Source organism: Oleisolibacter albus (assembly GCF_003336875.1).
GTDB classification, from domain to species: Bacteria; Pseudomonadota; Alphaproteobacteria; order Azospirillales; family Azospirillaceae; genus Niveispirillum; species Niveispirillum album.
Genome location: NZ_QGNJ01000005.1, coordinates 1 through 16,463 on the forward strand (window position 1 = coordinate 1; position 16,463 = coordinate 16,463).

The 16,463-nt window shown below is 65.9% G+C and carries 22 protein-coding genes; 8 read left to right on the top strand and 14 right to left on the bottom strand.

Going from position 1 to position 16,463, the window contains the following annotated elements; translation table 11 throughout:
• On the top strand, nucleotides 1-326 hold a 326-nt coding region (locus DK368_RS08225), incomplete at its 5' end, for a transposase (RefSeq protein ID WP_162305932.1).
• 90 nt (nucleotides 327-416) lie between these two features.
• On the opposite strand, the gene DK368_RS08230 is transcribed toward DK368_RS08225, so the two are convergent.
• From DK368_RS08230 to dapA, 3 genes are all read right to left on the bottom strand, one after another.
• Nucleotides 417-818, bottom strand: coding sequence for a DUF1036 domain-containing protein (locus tag DK368_RS08230; RefSeq protein ID WP_162305933.1), 402 nt, complete (start codon nucleotides 816-818; stop codon nucleotides 417-419).
• A gap of 71 nt (nucleotides 819-889) precedes the next feature.
• Complete coding sequence (gene smpB, locus DK368_RS08235; RefSeq protein WP_114393472.1) at nucleotides 890-1,366, bottom strand: SsrA-binding protein SmpB; 477 nt, start codon at nucleotides 1,364-1,366, stop codon at nucleotides 890-892.
• A gap of 25 nt (nucleotides 1,367-1,391) precedes the next feature.
• Nucleotides 1,392-2,267 carry a 4-hydroxy-tetrahydrodipicolinate synthase gene (dapA, locus tag DK368_RS08240; protein WP_114393473.1) on the bottom strand — a complete coding sequence of 292 codons (876 nt, stop codon included), beginning with the start codon at nucleotides 2,265-2,267 and terminating at the stop codon, nucleotides 1,392-1,394.
• Nucleotides 2,268-2,312: 45 nt separating this feature from the next.
• Between dapA and DK368_RS08245 the strand changes: the two genes are divergently transcribed.
• A complete protein-coding gene (locus DK368_RS08245) occupies nucleotides 2,313-4,304 on the top strand; it encodes a lytic transglycosylase domain-containing protein (protein ID WP_240002402.1) in 1,992 nt (663 codons plus the stop codon).
• A 249-nt stretch (nucleotides 4,305-4,553) separates the two neighbouring features.
• Nucleotides 4,554-4,784: a hypothetical protein gene (locus DK368_RS08250; protein WP_114393475.1), complete on the top strand. Its 231-nt coding sequence runs from the start codon at nucleotides 4,554-4,556 to the stop codon at nucleotides 4,782-4,784.
• A gap of 33 nt (nucleotides 4,785-4,817) precedes the next feature.
• Here the strand turns inward: DK368_RS08250 and DK368_RS08255 are convergent, their stop codons facing one another.
• Complete coding sequence (locus DK368_RS08255) at nucleotides 4,818-5,420, bottom strand: DUF2934 domain-containing protein (protein WP_338045696.1); 603 nt, start codon at nucleotides 5,418-5,420, stop codon at nucleotides 4,818-4,820.
• Nucleotides 5,421-5,713: 293 nt separating this feature from the next.
• Between DK368_RS08255 and DK368_RS08260 the strand changes: the two genes are divergently transcribed.
• The 4 genes from DK368_RS08260 to DK368_RS08275 all read left to right on the top strand — a co-directional run bounded on the left by DK368_RS08260 (nucleotide 5,714) and on the right by DK368_RS08275 (nucleotide 10,127).
• Nucleotides 5,714-6,355 (top strand): helix-turn-helix domain-containing protein, encoded by a 642-nt coding sequence (locus DK368_RS08260; RefSeq protein WP_114393477.1) that lies wholly within the window; start codon nucleotides 5,714-5,716, stop codon nucleotides 6,353-6,355.
• A gap of 259 nt (nucleotides 6,356-6,614) precedes the next feature.
• A complete protein-coding gene (thiM, locus tag DK368_RS08265) occupies nucleotides 6,615-7,424 on the top strand; it encodes a hydroxyethylthiazole kinase (RefSeq protein ID WP_114393478.1) in 810 nt (269 codons plus the stop codon).
• Nucleotides 7,421-8,116 (top strand): thiamine phosphate synthase, encoded by a 696-nt coding sequence (gene thiE / locus DK368_RS08270; protein WP_114393479.1) that lies wholly within the window; start codon nucleotides 7,421-7,423, stop codon nucleotides 8,114-8,116. Before thiM ends, thiE begins: the two co-directional genes overlap by 4 nt.
• Before the next feature lie 127 nt (nucleotides 8,117-8,243).
• Complete coding sequence (locus DK368_RS08275; protein WP_162305934.1) at nucleotides 8,244-10,127, top strand: asparagine synthetase B family protein; 1,884 nt, start codon at nucleotides 8,244-8,246, stop codon at nucleotides 10,125-10,127.
• Between the two features lie 104 nt (nucleotides 10,128-10,231).
• Here DK368_RS08275 and DK368_RS21320 read toward each other — a convergent pair whose 3' ends face one another.
• The 4 genes from DK368_RS21320 to DK368_RS21730 all read right to left on the bottom strand — a co-directional run bounded on the left by DK368_RS21320 (nucleotide 10,232) and on the right by DK368_RS21730 (nucleotide 11,870).
• On the bottom strand, nucleotides 10,232-10,393 hold the full coding sequence (locus DK368_RS21320; protein ID WP_155524517.1) for a hypothetical protein: 162 nt from the start codon (nucleotides 10,391-10,393) through the stop codon (nucleotides 10,232-10,234).
• A gap of 400 nt (nucleotides 10,394-10,793) precedes the next feature.
• Complete coding sequence (locus DK368_RS08280) at nucleotides 10,794-11,300, bottom strand: hypothetical protein (RefSeq protein WP_155524518.1); 507 nt, start codon at nucleotides 11,298-11,300, stop codon at nucleotides 10,794-10,796.
• Nucleotides 11,301-11,413: 113 nt separating this feature from the next.
• Nucleotides 11,414-11,602, bottom strand: coding sequence for a hypothetical protein (locus DK368_RS21325; protein WP_155524519.1), 189 nt, complete (start codon nucleotides 11,600-11,602; stop codon nucleotides 11,414-11,416).
• A 106-nt stretch (nucleotides 11,603-11,708) separates the two neighbouring features.
• Nucleotides 11,709-11,870, bottom strand: a complete 162-nt coding sequence (locus tag DK368_RS21730) for a hypothetical protein (RefSeq protein WP_193552268.1) — start codon at nucleotides 11,868-11,870, stop codon at nucleotides 11,709-11,711.
• A 279-nt stretch (nucleotides 11,871-12,149) separates the two neighbouring features.
• On the opposite strand from DK368_RS21730, the gene DK368_RS08285 reads away from it, so the two are divergent.
• Nucleotides 12,150-12,455 carry a DUF6916 family protein gene (locus tag DK368_RS08285; protein ID WP_114393482.1) on the top strand — a complete coding sequence of 102 codons (306 nt, stop codon included), beginning with the start codon at nucleotides 12,150-12,152 and terminating at the stop codon, nucleotides 12,453-12,455.
• Nucleotides 12,456-12,578: 123 nt separating this feature from the next.
• Here DK368_RS08285 and DK368_RS08290 read toward each other — a convergent pair whose 3' ends face one another.
• From DK368_RS08290 to DK368_RS08315, 6 genes are all read right to left on the bottom strand, one after another.
• Nucleotides 12,579-13,076, bottom strand: coding sequence for a GNAT family N-acetyltransferase (locus DK368_RS08290; protein ID WP_205028104.1), 498 nt, complete (start codon nucleotides 13,074-13,076; stop codon nucleotides 12,579-12,581).
• Nucleotides 13,077-13,121: 45 nt separating this feature from the next.
• Entirely contained in the window at nucleotides 13,122-13,670 is a 549-nt protein-coding gene (locus DK368_RS08295; protein WP_114393483.1) for a phage tail protein, read from the bottom strand.
• A gap of 31 nt (nucleotides 13,671-13,701) precedes the next feature.
• Nucleotides 13,702-14,289 carry a phage tail protein gene (locus DK368_RS08300; RefSeq protein ID WP_114393484.1) on the bottom strand — a complete coding sequence of 196 codons (588 nt, stop codon included), beginning with the start codon at nucleotides 14,287-14,289 and terminating at the stop codon, nucleotides 13,702-13,704.
• Nucleotides 14,290-14,312: 23 nt separating this feature from the next.
• On the bottom strand, nucleotides 14,313-14,858 hold the full coding sequence (locus tag DK368_RS08305; protein ID WP_162305935.1) for a phage tail protein: 546 nt from the start codon (nucleotides 14,856-14,858) through the stop codon (nucleotides 14,313-14,315).
• 272 nt (nucleotides 14,859-15,130) lie between these two features.
• Nucleotides 15,131-16,069: a phosphoenolpyruvate carboxykinase (ATP) gene (locus DK368_RS08310; RefSeq protein ID WP_114393486.1), complete on the bottom strand. Its 939-nt coding sequence runs from the start codon at nucleotides 16,067-16,069 to the stop codon at nucleotides 15,131-15,133.
• A 70-nt stretch (nucleotides 16,070-16,139) separates the two neighbouring features.
• Nucleotides 16,140-16,409: a PqqD family peptide modification chaperone gene (locus DK368_RS08315; RefSeq protein WP_162305936.1), complete on the bottom strand. Its 270-nt coding sequence runs from the start codon at nucleotides 16,407-16,409 to the stop codon at nucleotides 16,140-16,142.
• Nucleotides 16,410-16,463 lie beyond the last annotated feature (54 nt).

Genomic DNA, 16,463 nt, shown 5'->3' on the forward strand with positions numbered 1-16,463 from the left:
CGGCCTTCCTGGCCTATGTGGAGCAGGTGCTGGCGCCGACGCTGGCGCGGGGCGACGTGGTGGTGATGGACAATCTGCCGGCCCACAAGCTGGCCGGCGTGCGCGACATCATCGAGCGGACCGGGGCCGAACTGCGCTACCTGCCGCCCTACAGCCCCGACTTCAACCCCATCGAGATGGCCTTCTCCAAGCTCAAAAGCCTGCTGAAGAGGGCGGCGGCCAGAACCAAAGAGGACCTTTGGCAGGCCATCGCCACCAGCATCGATGCCTTCACCCCAACTGAATGCCAAAACTACTTTGCCGCTGCGGGATATGACCTCGATTGAAAGGAAAACGCTCTAGGACCGGGCCCGCCCCCGTTGCAGGACGGCACGCCGGCGCTTCGCCGCCACTCGGTCGCCGCCAGTCGGTCGCCGTCAGTCGGTCAAGGTGTGGGTGACGGAGGTGGCACCGTCGGTGGTGACGACGAAATAGCCGGCCGTGACGTGTCCACGGGCCTCGCACGCCGCGTCGCCACGGATGCGGAAATCCTTGGCGTCGATGCAGAACGGATATTCCCCGGCCCAGCCGGCCGCCCCGGGCGTCAAGGGTCGGGCATAGAGGTAATAATCGGCCTGGGTCAGGTCGGTCTCGATCACCGTGGCACAGGCCCCGGGCTTGATCTGCCACCAGCCACGGGACAGCCAGCCCTCCGCCTCTTCCGCCCCGACGGCGACCCGCACCGTGTCGCTGCTCTTGTTGCAGACCGTCAGCCGGGCCTCCGCCGGCGACACCGGCAGCAGCAGCGCCGCCAGTCCCACAAGTATGATCCCGCGCACCGGCAGCTCCGATCGACCGTGGCAGCACCGGGCCAGGATACGCCGGCAGAAGGCTGCGCGGAAGTGGTGGATCAGCCGCGGGCCCGCATCAGTCGGGCCTTGTCGCGCTGCCAATCGCGCTCCTTCTCCGCCTCGCGTTTATCGCCCTTCTTCTTGCCCTTGGCGATGCCGATCTCGACCTTGGCCTTGCCGCGGTCGTTGAAATAGATCGACATGGGAATCAGGGTCATGCCCTCGCGCCGGACGGAATTCAGCAGCCGGACCAGCTCGCGCTTGCGCACCAGCAGCTTGCGTGGACGCTTGGTCTCATGCTGGAAGAACTGCCCGGCCTGCTCGTACTCCGGGATATAGGCGTTGACCAGGAACAGCTCGCCATTCACCTCGCCGGCATAGGACTCGGCAATGCTGGCCTTGCCGGCGCGCAGCGACTTCACCTCGGTGCCGTGCAGCATGATGCCGGCCTCGAGCGTGTCTTCGATAAAATAGTCGAACCGTGCCCGCCGGTTCTGCGCGGCGAGGCGATTCGGCGCGGAGTCTGCGCGGGACATGGACTTGGAACCTTTTCTTAAGCTATCAGCTCAACAATCCCGCCTGCACCATCGCGTCGCGGACCTGGGGACGGGCCGCCTCGCTGCAGGGCACCAGGGGCAAACGCACATCCGCCGTACATTTGCCGAGCAGGCTGGCGGCGTATTTCACCGGGGCCGGGCTGGTTTCGACGAAGAGGGCATGATGCAGCGGCATCAGCAGATCGCGGATACGGGCCATCTCCACCAGGTCGCCACGGCTCCAGGCGTCCTGCATCTGGGCGCAGAGGGCCGGCGCGACGTTGGCCGTCACCGAGATGCAGCCGACGCCGCCCTGGGCATTGAAGGCCGTTGCCGTGGCATCCTCGCCCGAGAGCTGGCAGAACTCCGGACCGATCTCCACCCGCGTGCGCAGCGGCCGGGCCAGATCGCCGGTGGCATCCTTGACGCCGACGATGTTCGGCAGCTTGGCCAGCCGCGCCATGGTCGCAACGCTGATATCCACCACGCTGCGGCCGGGGATGTTGTAGACGATAATGGGAAGATCGACGGCGTCGTTGATCGCCTTGAAGTGCTGGTACAGCCCCTCCTGCGACGGCTTGTTGTAGTAGGGCGCCACCACCAGCGCCGCATCGGCGCCCACCTGCTTGGCATGTTTGGTGAGTTGAATGGCTTCTTCCGTGCTGTTGGATCCGGACCCGGCAATGACCGGAACCCGCCCCTTGGCCACCTCGACGGCCAGAGCGACCACCAGACGGTGCTCCTCATGACTGAGCGTCGGCGATTCCCCGGTGGTGCCGACGGGGACCACCCCGTGCGTACCCTGTTTGATCTGCCAGTCCACGAAGTCCTGGAAAGCGCGCTCATCCACCGTCCCGTCCCGGAAGGGCGTGATCAGTGCGACGATAGACCCCCTGAACATAGCGATATCCCTCGGCCAGATCTCATGAAGCGGCGAACCTTAGCGGTGTCATTTGGGCGAAACAAGGGCTCCCTGCGCGCCCTTGCCGCCTCCCTCCTCTTCCTTGCCTGGACAGGCACCGGCACGCCGGCGCTGGCCGCCCTCGGCACGGAGGACGTACAGATCTACCGGCAGGCGCTGCGCGCCGCCGATGGCGGCCGCCTGGACGAGGCAGAGCGCATCGCCCGGCAGGCCCGGGAAAACCTGCCGGAAAAGCTCATCCGCTGGATGGACCTGACCCGGCCGGAAACCGATGCCAGTTGGGAGGAGTTGAACCGCTTCCTCAAAGACAATCCAACCTGGCCCAATCTTGCGGCCATCCGCCGCAATGCCGAAACCCGGATGCCGGCCCTGCCCTGGAAGGAGGTGCGGACCTGGTTCGAGGCGCATCCGCCCCTGACCACCATCGGCTTCACACGCTATGTCGATGCGCTGATGGAGACCGGGGCCAGCGACAAGGCCATCGACCTGGTGCGCAAGCGCTATGTGAGCGGCAGTTTCGGCGCCGTGGAGGAGAAGGACTTCCGCCAGCGCTATGTCGCGCTGCTGCGGCCGCACGACCATTGGGCCCGGCTGGACCGGCTGCTGTGGGACGGGGACGGCGTGACCGCCAAGCGGATGATGCCGCTGGTCGATCCGGGGCATCAGGCCCTGGCCCTGGCCCGTCTGGCGCTGGCGGACATGGCGCCCGGTGTCGAAGCCGCCCTGCGCAAGGTTCCGGCCAAGCTGCAGGCCGATCCCGGCCTGCTGTACGAACGGACCCGGTGGCGCCGGCGCAAGGACCAGGATGCCGGGGCCCTGGAGATCCTGATCAAGCCGCCCAAGGACATGGGCCGGCCCGAGGCCTGGTGGACCGAACGCCACATCATGGCCCGGCGGCTGATGGAACAGGGCCAATATGGCCGCGCCTACCAGCTGGCCGCCGCCCACGGCACCGGTGACGGTCTGGCCTTCGCCCAGGCGGAGTTCCTGGCCGGCTGGCTGAGCCTGCGCTTCCTGAAGAAGCCGGAGCAGGCGCTGAAGCATTTCGAGACCCTGTTCCGCGGCACCTCCAGCCCCATCAGCCGCTCACGCGGGGCCTATTGGGCCGGCCGCGCCCTGGATGCCATGGGCAACCAGGAACGGGCACGGCAATGGTACGAGGCGGCCATGTCCTACAACAGCACCTTCTACGGGATGCTGGCCGTGGACCGGCTGGGACTGGCGGCAGGAGCGGCGCCGGTGACGGAGACCGCCGTGGCCCCCGAGGCCGAAAGAGCATTCGAACGCAACGAACTGGTCCGTCTGGCCAAGATGCTGCACCGGATCGAGGGCAGTGACAGCCGGCGCCTGGAGCTGTTCCTGCGCCGGCTGAGCGGTACGGCCCTGTCGGCCGACAATTTCCGCCTGACCGCGGCGCTGGCTGCCGAGCTGGACCGCCCGGATCTGGCGGTGTGGACGGCGCGGCAGGCGCTCCAGGACGGGTTCGTCGTCTATACCGCCGGCTATCCCCTGCTGGAGCGTGGCGTGGCCGCCAAACCGGAAGCCGGGCTGATCCACGCCATCACCCGCCAGGAAAGTTCGTTCGATGCCGGCGCCGTCAGCCCGGCCGGCGCCCGCGGCCTGATGCAGCTGATGCCGGCCACGGCGCAGCATGTGGCCAAGGGGCTGGGGCTGAAGCACAGCCACGACCGGCTGACCAGCGATCCCACCTACAACCTGCAACTGGGGGCCAGCTTCCTGCAGGATCTGGTGGACCGTTACAACGGCTCCTATGTGCTGGCCATCGCTGCCTACAATGCCGGTCCCGGACGTGTATCGGGATGGCTGACATCCTTTGGCGACCCGCGCGACCCCGGCGTCGACCCCGTGGACTGGATCGAGACCATCCCGATCTATGAGACCCGGAACTATGTGCAGCGTGTTCTGGAGAATCTGCACCTGTACCGGGCTCGGCTGAAGCAGTCGCCGGTGCCGATGACGGTCGATCTCAAGCGCGGCGCGGATGGCAATGGCTGAGACGGTCCGGCATTCTCGGGGCTTGCGCCGGATGGACTACCCCGTTCGGCGCAAGCCCCGAGAAAAGCTACAGTCGAAGCCCATTTTCACAAAGGCTTCCCTGAGTCTGTGCCATACGTTTCGGGTTAGCGCCAAAGATGAGGGGACATGAAAAAGCCCCTTTACCACTCCTTAACTGGGCAGGGATGTAGATGGCCCTGCGTTCCGAATGCTGTCAGCAGCATCAACCAGTGACCAAGGGGCAGATCTATGCGCGGCGTTGCAATCGAGTCCGAAATCCGGCGTGCGGCCTATATCCATGCCAGCCTGCTGGACTCGTTCATTGCGCTGACGGAAGCCGAACTGGCCGGGCATGATTCCGGCTTCATCGCCGAAAGCCTGCAGGAGCTGCTGGAGACCCTGCGCAGCGAACGCAGGGCCTATGGCAGCATCGGCGGCGTCATGGCGGTGCCGATGCCGGTCATCGAAAACGCCGCCTGAAACGCAGCGCCGGTCTGCCGACGGATCCGGCGGTCAGGCTTCGCCTTTTCCCTCCGGTCTGGCCGGCACGCGCCGCGTGGCGGGTCCTTGCCTGCTCCCCGCGTCCGCCTCGATTCCGGATGCCGGCGCTTCCGCCGCAGGCACAGCGCCCGACGGCGTCCGGCTTGCCCCCGTGCGGCCGCGGCCGCGCGGCCGCGGGCCGGCCGGGTCGGCCTCGCCGCTCCCCTGGTCCGACGCCGCCGACCGCCCCCGACGGGCCGGAGCCGCCTCCGTTCCCTCCGTCTGCGGCCCGTCCCCGGACACTGTGCTCACGGTCTCTGCACCGGTGTCGGCGCCCCCTTCCCCTTCGGCGAGAACCTCCTCCCGCGCCCTGGCCCAATGCTCGTCCTGCCGGCCATCCGGGCAACCTTCGCGTTGCCAGATGTCATAGGCCCGCTGCCGGATTTGCGCATCCAGATCAGTCATGCTGTTGCCCCGTGGTTGGCCTGTTATCCTTGCGCCCTCTAACGGCGCGAGTGCGCCAGGGTTCCACCGGCCCCTCCGATCCCGGAGCGCAACCGCACGTCCTCCGAGTCGGCGCCAGATCGACGCCCCGGCCCGCGCCGGTGGCGCAGAAGATCCCGGAACTGCGCGCATAAGGTGATGACAAGCCGCATATCCCGGCGCATCATATCAGTTCATGCCGTGCTTGCACGCGATAGAGGGGGCAAGACCTCTGCGTGTGCATGGAAGCTATGGACAGACGGCTGTGGCGGCTTCATCCTCGCACACGATAGTATGTGATTCATGACAGCGGCCCGCCCTCTGTCGGCCGGACGCACCTCCAAGGGTTGTGCAGCACCGAATTTTCACATACGCATTCAGCCAATTCCGCCCTGCAGGAAGAACAGAGTGGCTGCAGCGGTGCAATATGGAGGCTTTAGGTTTCTATGCCGAGAAGAAGCAAGAACGTAGCGGTTGCCGCTTTGGAATCATCGATTGAGAACCATGTGGCGAGCCGCATACGTCTCCGCCGTGGTCTCCTGGGCATGAGTCAGTCCGACCTTGCCAAGTCCCTGGGTATCACATTCCAGCAGGTGCAGAAGTACGAGCGCGGTTCGAACCGTGTCTCGGTCGGCAAGCTGTATCGACTTGCCGAGATCCTGGACGTGCCTCTGACCTTCTTCTTCGACGGGCTGGATCTGCCCGACCTGAAGCGGCCGCCGGAATCCTTTGCCATGACCGAGGATGGCCAGAACCCCATCCTGTCGCGGCGCGAGCTCGATCTGCTGCGGGCGTGGAAATCCTCCCCCGACGAGATCGCCGACGCCGTCGCCTCGCTGCTGCGCTCCGTATCCTCCATGGCGGACTTCACTGAGGACACGCCGGCCCCGGTTTCCGTGGCCACGGACGCCGCTGCCCCCGTGATCGCCGAAGCGGTCAGCGCACCGGTGAAGGCGAAGCCCGGACGGCCGGCCAAGGCCGCCGCCGCCGCAGGGGCCGCAGCCGCGGCCGGCGGATCCCGCCGTCGCCGCGGTGCGGTCTGGGACCCGGCCGACATCCGCAACTATGACGACCGCGACAAGGACTGATCCGCCGGAAAGCCATGGCGCAACGGCCATGGCCCTGGTGTCAGGGTTCCAAAGCGTTCACAGGGCGGCTCTCCCGGAGCCGCCCATTTTTTCGGCATCGTTCCAGACACCCATGCCGGCGGCGCCGGGCTGCATCACCTTGCCCCCTTCCCCCGCAGCCCCCACCCTTGAGAAGACCAGCAGGACAACGCCCCGCCCTCATGCGGCCGGTGCTCATCCGACCGGTGACCGCGGGGGCGTCCCCGCCGCAGGAGACATCATGGCTTCGCACAATACTGCCTCCGATCAGGCTGCCGACCTTCTGGCCGCGCTGCGCCAGCGCCGCCCGCTGGTCCAGAACATCACCAACTATGTGGCCATGGACCTGTCAGCCAACGGGCTGCTGGCCATCGGCGCTTCGCCCGCCATGGTGCATGCGGTGGAGGAGGCGGCGTCCTTCGCCGTGCTCGCCGAGGCGCTGGTGGTGAATATCGGCACCCTGTCCGCTGCCTGGGTCGAGGCCATGACCCAGGCGGCCAGGGCCGCGGGCGCCGCCGGCCGGCCCTGGGTCCTGGACCCGGTGGCCGTCGGCGCCACCGATTTCCGCAACCGCACGGCCCGCGATCTCTGCACCCTGCGCCCGACCGTGATCCGCGGTAACGCCTCGGAGATCCTGGCCCTGCACCAGCAGGGCCAGGGTGGCGGGCATGGCGTCGATTCCCGGCACAGCAGCGACGAGGCCCGCGAGGTGGCGCGGGATCTGGCGCGATCCTTGGGCTGCGTCGTCGCCATGACCGGTGCCGTGGATTACGTCACCGATGGCGACCGTCTGCTGGCGGTGGAGAACGGGCACCCGCTGCTGGGGCTGGTCACCGCCACCGGCTGCACCGTCAGCGCCATCGTCGCCGCCTTTCTGCCCCTGTCCAACGACCCGGTGATGGCCGCGGCGGCGGCCCTGGCCGTGTTCGGCCTGGCCGGCGAGCAGGCCGCGGCCGGAGCCGCCGGTCCGGGCAGCTTCCGCGTCGGGCTGCTGGACGCGTTGTACCAGCTGACACCGGACGATGTGCGGACAGGAGCCAGAATCCGATGAGCGGGACCCGGACTGCGCCGCGCCTGCGCCGGCGCCCGTTCAATGCCGGCCTGTATCTGGTCACCGACCGCGCTCTCTGCCACGGGCGCCCGCTGGTGGAGGTGGTGCAGGCGGCGGTAAGCGGCGGCGCCACCCTGGTGCAGCTGCGCGAAAAGGCCCTGGAGACCCGCCCGTTCCTGGAACTGGCGCGGGCGTTGAAAGCGGCCTTGCAGGCCAGCGGCGTGCCGCTGATCATCAATGACCGTGTCGATGTGGCCCTGGCCGCCGGTGCCGACGGGGTGCATGTGGGCCAGGACGACATGCCGGTTGCCGATGCCCGCCGCCTGCTGGGGCCGGACGCCATCATCGGCCTGTCGGTCACCACGCCGGCAGAAGCGGCGGCCATGGACCCGGCACTGGTGGACTATGCCGCCGTCAGCCCGGTCTTCGCGACCCCGACCAAGGTCACCGAGCGGGTGGCCCCGCCGGAGGACTGGGCCCGCATCCGCACCCTGGTCGATCGGCCTTTGCTGGCCATCGGCGGCATCCATGCCGGCAATGCCGGGCGGTTGCGGGCGGCCGGGTTCGACGGTATCGCCGTGGTGTCCGCGCTCTGTGCCGCCGAAGACCCGCGGCAGGCGGCGGCAACGCTGCGCCAGCGGTTCATCCTGGGAGAAGAAGCCCCACGTTTCACCCTTGACGGGCCGGGATAAGGGGCTAGACAGACGGGCGGATTACCGCGGACGCGGCGCGCCAACAGAGGAGACGGTCAAGGTGACGGCGATTTGCGGCAGCTGGCATTTGGATGGTCACCCCGGGGCGGCCGAGGATTGCAGCCGCATGCAGTCGGCCCTGTCCCTCTATGGCCGCGACCGCAGCGCCCGCCGGGACATGGGGGAGATCGCCTTCGGATTGCAGCTGTGGCGGCTGGTGCCGGAGGACCGGTTCGACCGCCAGCCGCTGGTGGGCGGCGGCGGGCGCTTCACCCTGGTGGCCGACGTGCGCATCGACAACCGGCCGGAACTGGCCGAAGCGCTGGGCCTGCCCGCGGACCGCACAGCCAGCATGGCCGATGCGGACTTCATCCTGGCGGCCTGGGAACGCTGGGGCGAAGACTGCCTGGACCGGCTCTATGGCGATTACGCCTTCGCCCTCTGGGACAGCACGGAGCGGGTGCTGCGGCTGGTACGCGATCCGCTGGGCAAGCGCCCCCTGTTCGTCCACCGCAGCCCCGGCCATGCCACGTTCGCCACCATGGCCAAGGGGCTGCATGCGCTGCCGCACATCCCGCGTGCCGCAAACCCGGAGATGATCCGGGACTTCCTGGCCCTGCTGCCGCATGTGGGCACACAGAGCTTCTTCGCCGGGATCGAGCGGATCGAACCGGGCCAGATGCTGCGCCTGTTGCCCGACGGCCGGGCCGAGCGGGTGGACTGGTATGACCGCACGCGCATCCGCAGCGTCGCCCTGACCCGGCCCGAGGAGTATGTGGAGACGTTCCGCAGCCTGTTCGACCGGGCCGTGAGCGACTGTCTGCGCACCACCAGCCCCCATGTTGCCAGCCATCTCAGCGGCGGCATGGACAGCAGCACGGTGACGGCCACCGCCGCCAGACTGCTGGACGCCCGCGGACAACGCCTGACCGCCTTCACCCATGTGCCGCTGCCCGGCGCGCCACTGATGCGGCAGGCCAGGCGGTTCGGCAATGAAGGCCCGCTGGCCGCCAGCCTGGCCGCCCGCTATGCCAATATCGACCATGTGCTGGTGGATTCCGCCAAACGACAGATCGGCGACGATTTCGACAGCAATTTCCATTACTTCGAATATCCGCTGCTGAATCCCGCCAACAGCCAGTGGGGCAGCGAGATCGACCGGCTGGCTGCGGCGCGCGGGGCAAGGCTGGTGCTGAACGGCCAGTTCGGCAATGCCACCCTGTCCTGTACCGCCTATGAGCGGCTGCCCGAACTGCTACGCCGGGGCCGGCTGCTGGCCTGGCTGCGCAATGCGATCCCGCTGGCCCGCAGCGGCCAGATGCGGGCGGTGTCGGTGCTCTGGCGCAGCCTGGGTCCCTTCCTGCCCCCGGCCCTGCTCAGCGCCGCCCGCCGCCTCGGCAACAGCCATGACTGGTCCCTGGAGGGGTATTCCTCGCTGAAGCCGGAGGTGGTGCAGTCGCCAGCCATGCAGGCGCGGCTGGCCGAGGTGGGGATCGATGGCCGGTTCGCCCCCTATGCCGATTCACGCAGCCCGCGGATCTTCATGCTGTGGCGCGTCGATTATCTGGCGCAACACCAAAAGGGCATTCTCGCCTCCACCGGCGTCGACAGCCGCGACCCGACCCTCGACCGACGCTTCGTCGAGTTCTCGCTGGGGCTGCCGTCAGAGATGTTCCTGCGGGACGGGCAGTGCCGCTGGATCTTCCTGCAGGCCTTCGCCGACCGGCTGTCACCGGAAATCCTGACCCAGCGCGGCAAGGGGCTGCAGGCGGCGGACTGGGCCACGCGGCTGCGCGCCGACCTGCCGGCCCTGCGCAGCGAGATCGAGCGGGCCCAGCACAGCAGCACCGCCGACGCGCTGATGGATCTGCCGGGTCTGCTGACGCTGGCTGGCGAAGGGCCGCGCACCAATGGCGAAGATCCGGACGAGGATATGGCCTATCGCTGCCGCTTCCTGCGCGGGCTCGCCATGGCGCATTTCCTGCGCAAGCTGGAGGCCGGGAATTACTGACGCCTGCCCCACGGCAGCGGGGCAGACCGATTTTCAGCAAAATACGTTATATAACTACACGCCAGAATCTTCTCTCCCGGGATGCATTCATGGGAGTGGCGTACTTAACTGAAGCCAGTTCCATCAAACGCTCCGGACGAACCATTCTGGGTCTCGATCATCGCCAGTTCTGAAAGGGCCGGCGCCTGCCAGGGCTTGCGGACACGGTCCGGCGTCTCACCCACAGCGATCAGGACCTGCTCGGTCCGCTCAGTCTGCTCACGCATCACTCCGCCATCCCCTTATATGTGTAAATGCGTCAACCTCATTCCCGGCAGAGCCAGTGATATACTGTTTCACCTATAGGTGATCACACCATATTTTTGCAAAGATATTCTCTTGAAAATGGCCGATTTCTGTAAAAAATTCCCCTTTGCCGGTTCAGGCCACAGACAATAAGCGGCCACGGACATCATCGTGCCAGCCTCGTCCGACAAAGCTGAATCCCTGCCGGGGCTGCTGGCGGCCGAGAGGCCGATACACACGGGCTTCATCGGGCAGGCTTCATCGAGCAGGCTTCATCGGGAGGACTATTCCGCACGGCCGCCAGATCGGGCTGGAGAGACAGCAACACAGACATCGAGGAGACGGGTGCCGGCATCCGGGCAACCGGCGGGATAACCTGACTTACCAATCGAGACCGAGTTTTCTGGCTTCGTCCCTGATGGAAATCATCTTGTCGATGGCAGGAAGCGGCTGGCCGAGAATTTTCTGGGCCGCCATCCGGTTCCAGTCGTTGGGCACCAACTGCACACGCAGGTCGCCTGGGTCAATGATCCCCCAATTGTCCAAGTCTCGACAGCCTGAGCCGCCGCAATAGGCCTGGAACAACACGGTAGGCCTGTTACGCCCGTTCCTGAGGCATACGCCCCCGATAAAATCAATATTGCCGTCATAGCGCAGCACCGTCGCCCGGCTATCCCGGCTGACGGTGAGCACGGCTTCCACATGCTCCTCCCCTTCGGTGCGCTTGTTGAAACTGAACGTCACGTCGGCACCACCACAGGAAAAGGCGCCCTCGGCACGTGCGGCAACCGGTGCCATTGCCAGCATGGATGCCACCAGCATCGAACGCAGCATCAATGCGTCTCCGGAAAACTGAATATTTCGACAAGCATCCTTGCTCACCGACATGCCGTCAATCCGTGGCATGCTCACCTTGTCATACCGATCGAAATCACGACGGCCGAAATCACGACGGCCGAACGAAGCGCGACAAACCGCGCATTCAGCAAATGATTTCCGCATCAAGGCAAAATAATACTGATGAATTTTGCACCCCGGCGCGGGGGTGCAGCAGCCTCAACCAAAACCAGTAAAAATACACCAAGCGGCAGCATGAAATAATCTGGCATCACCGCTCGATAAACGGGCGGCAAATAAACGCCTGCCCCGCGGCGGCGGGGCAGGCGATGCACAGTCTGGAACGACGCCAAGTCCGGAACACCAGCCCCAGCACGTCACAGCGTTGGAGCCATCACAGGATTGGACTTACCGCCCAGACCCGCTTGGCCGGCCGTGATTCCGGCGTCACTGGTTCGATTACGAGAAAATACCGCCGTCAATAGTGCCGGGTCCGCCAGCCCGGGTCTCGCTCATCGCCAGTTCTGACAGGGCCGGCGCCTGCCAGGGCTTGCGGACACAGTCCGGCGTCTCACCCACAGCGGTCAGGACCTGCTCGGTCCGCTCAGTCTGCTCACGCATCATCCCACCACCCTGTCATGTTTAAAGGCAAGCATAGCGCTATCCCCGACGCAGCCAAGGAACACGCATCTCCTTATATATCAAAAGTACCATATTGGTGCAAATCGCTTCTCCAGCCGACCAGAGTGATACCCGCGAAAAGACTTAGCCGCATCCCTTCCTGCCGCAGAAGACAAGTAGGCCCCGGAACTGTCCCCGCAATAGACGCCCCACAATGCAGTAGCGATGCCTGGGGTTGCTGCGCTATTTTACGCACACCAAAAAAACGGGAATACAACGATGCCGCTGGATCTCGCCACCGTGACCGCTGAAGAGTTCGAGCCGCTGCGGGGCGGCCGTTTCCGCGTCTGCTGGGAAGGGCTGGAGGAGACCCTGACCCTGCAGGAAATCCGGCGCCTGCGCTACGGTCTCCCTGGTGGACGGTCGCCCTTTGCCCTGACCTTCAAGGGCGGATCCGACAGCATCCTGCTGAACCAGCGCATCCATCCGCTCCAGGCCGAGGGGCTGGGCGATATCGAGATCTTCCTGGTCCCAATCGGCCGCAACGACGACGGCACCTATCTTTACGAAGCCGTGTTCAACTGATCCGGACCGACCGCTCCACGCCGCTACCGACCCCGCCGTCGTGGAGCGGCCGGCGTGGAGCGGGATGCCTGCCGGTCAAAGTCTGCCGGCCAAACCGGTCAGGCCGGGCCGTCAGGCAGCGGCTCATGCGGCCCAGTGCAGGCGGATATAGGGTCCCACCAGCTCCACCTCCCGGAAATCAAGGCGATTATAGAGCCGGCGGGCCGGGTTGCTGTGTTCCACATGGATGGAACAGCTTTTCCCGGCGGCCCTGGCCCGTTGCTGTACCGCGCGCAACAGGGCCGTGCCGAAGCCGCGGCCGCGATAATCGGGCAGGAAGCCGATCTCGACAATGCGCAAATCAGCGGGATTGTGATCCCACAGGTAAAGCCGCCCGGCCGCCTGTCCATCCACCTCCACCACCATGAACTCGGCATCATGGTAGTGTTTTTCGTAATGCAAACATTGCAGCCGGAACTGGTCGTTGAGAAAGGCCAGCTTCTGCTCATCGGTCCAATCGATGAGAACCTGCACCTCTTCCCAGCGATGGCTGACATAGATCTCCCGGATCAGCGGCTGGTCCGCCCCGGTCAGGGGGCGGACCGTAACCCGATGTCCGGCGATGGCACCGTCGAACTGCACAGCGGACTCCCGATCGATTCTGGCCAACCAAGGCCGCCCGGGCCCTTAGGGACGCTCGGGCCAGATCCCGTTGGTGCAGATACAGAAATTGATGCAGAGCCAGGGCTGCATATTGTTGTGCGGCTGCGTTGACAGGCTACCGGCCGGACCGATGACAGCGAGATCAAGACCGGTGGTCGTGGTCCAGGGGTCGATTTCCGTCGTGGAGTAATTCCACTGGTTGAAGGTCCGCGACAGCGTCACGGTCGATGCCGGTGCATTGACCAGATTGGCCGCAACACCGGTGACGAGGGCATTGACCGCATGCTGATGCGGGGGCATCTGCGCCGGGGACAGGGTTTCGGACAGGGTTCCCCCCTTGCTGGCAACCGGACGCGAGGTCAGGTTCGCGCCATTGCCCGCTCCGACCGGGGTGCGCCCCTGGAGATTGGGCAGCCCGATGGTGGTGCGGCCGTCGCCGCCATAGAGCGAGCCGATCACCGCCGCCAGGGCCTGGAACTGCGCCAACGGCAGGGTTGTGCCATTGCACAGCGCCCAGTCCTGGGGCGCCCAGTTGAAGCCCAGGGGGCGGATTTCGCCGAAAAAAGGATCCATGATGTCGACTCCTCCCGTTCAGACCGCGGCTTCAAGGCCGGTCCGGATAAAGGCCGCTGACGCAGATGATGTAGTTCAGCGCCAGGAACGGCATCATGTTGTTGTGGGGATTGCCGAGTTCCTTGCTGCTTCCACCGCTGGCCATACCGCCGGAATAATCCAGGAAATTGGGATCAGCGACCTGCGCGATGGCCCCAGCCGTGGTGGTATTCATGTACAGCCCGCTGGTCTGGCCATTGGGCGTGACCACCGCCAGCATGTTGTTGGTGGGAATGCCCGTGCTGGCCGCCACATTGACGGCGGAAAAGCTATGGGTATGGGCGGCATTCTGCGCCGGTGTCAGCGATACCGTCTCGCTCCCCCCCATCTGTCCCAACAGGAAATTCGTTGTCGTCACACCCGCCGCCGCCGGTGCCTGACCCTGCCCCACCACGGCCCTTCCGCGGAAATCCGGAAGGTTGAATGAATTCACACCATCACCGCCATAGGTTACACCAATCAGGGAATAGAGCGGCTGATATTCCCGGATTGCGAGTGCGGCCCCGTTGCACAGCATCCAGTCCACAGGTGCATAGATCCCGCCGAACAGGCGGATCTCACCGACGAAACAATCGGCCATGACTTCCTCCTCTCTGGCGGGTTTTACGGACGGGACGGATAGACGCCCGTCGTGGCGATACAATAATTGGTCACGGCCCAGGGCTGCAGGTTGGGGTGAGGCGCCCCCCCGCTGGAGGACACGGTGCTGGCGGCAAGGGCCACCGGCGCGTTGCCGCCCCGCGGCGCATAGATCGCGATGACGGGATTGTTCTGGTACACCCCGGGCTGGGCCAGCAGGTTGGCACCGGGTGCCGGACTGTTGCCGGTGGTGGTCACCACGTTGGTGGTATGGATATGCTGCGGGATCTGCGGCTGGGTCAGGGTCACCGTCTCGCTGCCGCCGGTGTTGCCGATCTGGTAGGCCGCGGTGCCGGCCGGATCGACATACTGGCCCTGTCCCAGCGGCACCCTCCCCCGCAGGTCGGGGAGGTTGAAATTGTTGACCCCGTCCCCGCCAAACTTGTTGCCGATCAGCGAAAACAAAGCCGGGTTCTGCCGCACCTGCAACTGCGCCCCCGTACAGGCCGCCCATCCCCGTGGGGCCCAGACAAAGGAGAACATCCTGATTTCACCGACGAATGGATCCATGGTGGCTCCCCGATAACGATTGGCCCGCACAACCAGGCTCCGCGATGGTGGCACAACCAGACCGCCACGTCCACTCGAAGGCGGCATTCCGAATAGGAAGAAGCACGCCCCCGCCGGGCGCGGGCTTCGACGTAGTCCCTGGCGGGAGTCAGCCGCACGGAATTCATGCCGCAACCGGTGGAGACCAGGAACCAGCCCTCCGTTTATTTGCGGTTAACATTCCAGTCTCTTGACTGTCACGCAGACCTGAAGATGTAGGCGTCCCGTCTCGCTCAACCGGCCTGCCCGCCGCCGGCGCGGACGACCCCTTCGATCACGGTGCAGAGCGCATCCAGCCGTCCCAGATCCTGGGGCCGCCGCAGCAGATGGACAGGCGTGCGCTGGGCCAGGGCCGTGGCCCAGCGGAATGCCGCGCGACCGCCATCCAGTGCAGCAGCACTCTCGCGGCGGTGAATGACCCGGTGCAGCAGGGCCGCAGCTTCGGGCCGGGTCAGCTGTTCAAGCGCGGGAGCCGTGCGCCCCGGTTCCGGCCTCAGCACCAGGACAGCCGCCAGCGGCACCGGTTCCGACTGGAAGACATGCAACTGCGGCATGTGGAACTTGGCCAGATCGCGGCGGACACGCAGATCCTGCTCCATCGCATCGCCGAACACTTCCGCCGATGCGGTCCATAGCTTCAGCGACGGATATCCGGGGTGGACCAGCCCGGAGGCGGGATCGATCACCGCCTGATCATCGGTCAGCAGCCGGGCGCCACGCTGGATCAGGGCACGGGCGGTGGTGGACTTTCCCACCCCGGAATCACCGGCCACGGCCACACCGACCCCATCAATGGCAAGAACGGCGGCATGCAGGGGGGGCTGCCCGCGCTGATGACACAGCGCCGAGGCGGCGGGGCCGCTGACATAGCTGTGCAACTCGGCGTCGGTCAGGCCGCCGGGGCCGGTATCCACGGTCACAAGCCGTCCCGCCTCGACCAGGAGCCGCACCCCGTCCGGCGTCTGCAACAGAATGCGGCCATCGGCCAGGACATCGATGGCGGGCCGGGACCGCTCCACCACGCCCTCCGGCAGCGGCACGGGCGCGAAACGCACCATGATGACATCGCTGTCGGCCGTCTCCGTCACCGGGCCGCCGTCATCGGGGCGCAGGAACGGAAGCGGACGCTCCGAGCGCAGCCGCCAGCCATACAAACGGTAATCATAGGTCACTGCCCGTCCCCCACAATCCACACACCGAAACGGCAGACCACGCTGCCCGGCGCCGCCGGCACGGCCACTGTCACGGCTCGATCCGGATCAGCCGCTTGTCCAGCATCTCCGTCAGGAAGCGCAGCACGCAGTCACGGATCACCCCGGCCTCTGCGTCATATTCGGCCTCGAGCCGACGGCACAGACCGTCCACCTCGACCGGATTGGCCAGTTCCTGCCAGATGCGGGAGCCGACATCGTTCAGCGCATAATACTGGCCGCTGTCCATATTCATCATCACCGTTTCGCCGTCGATCTCTGTCGACAGCAGATCCCCATTGGCCACAACCCGATCCGTCAAGGCTACCATTATCAGACCCCACATTCGGCAAAGGTGGGCCAAGATATGCTGGCG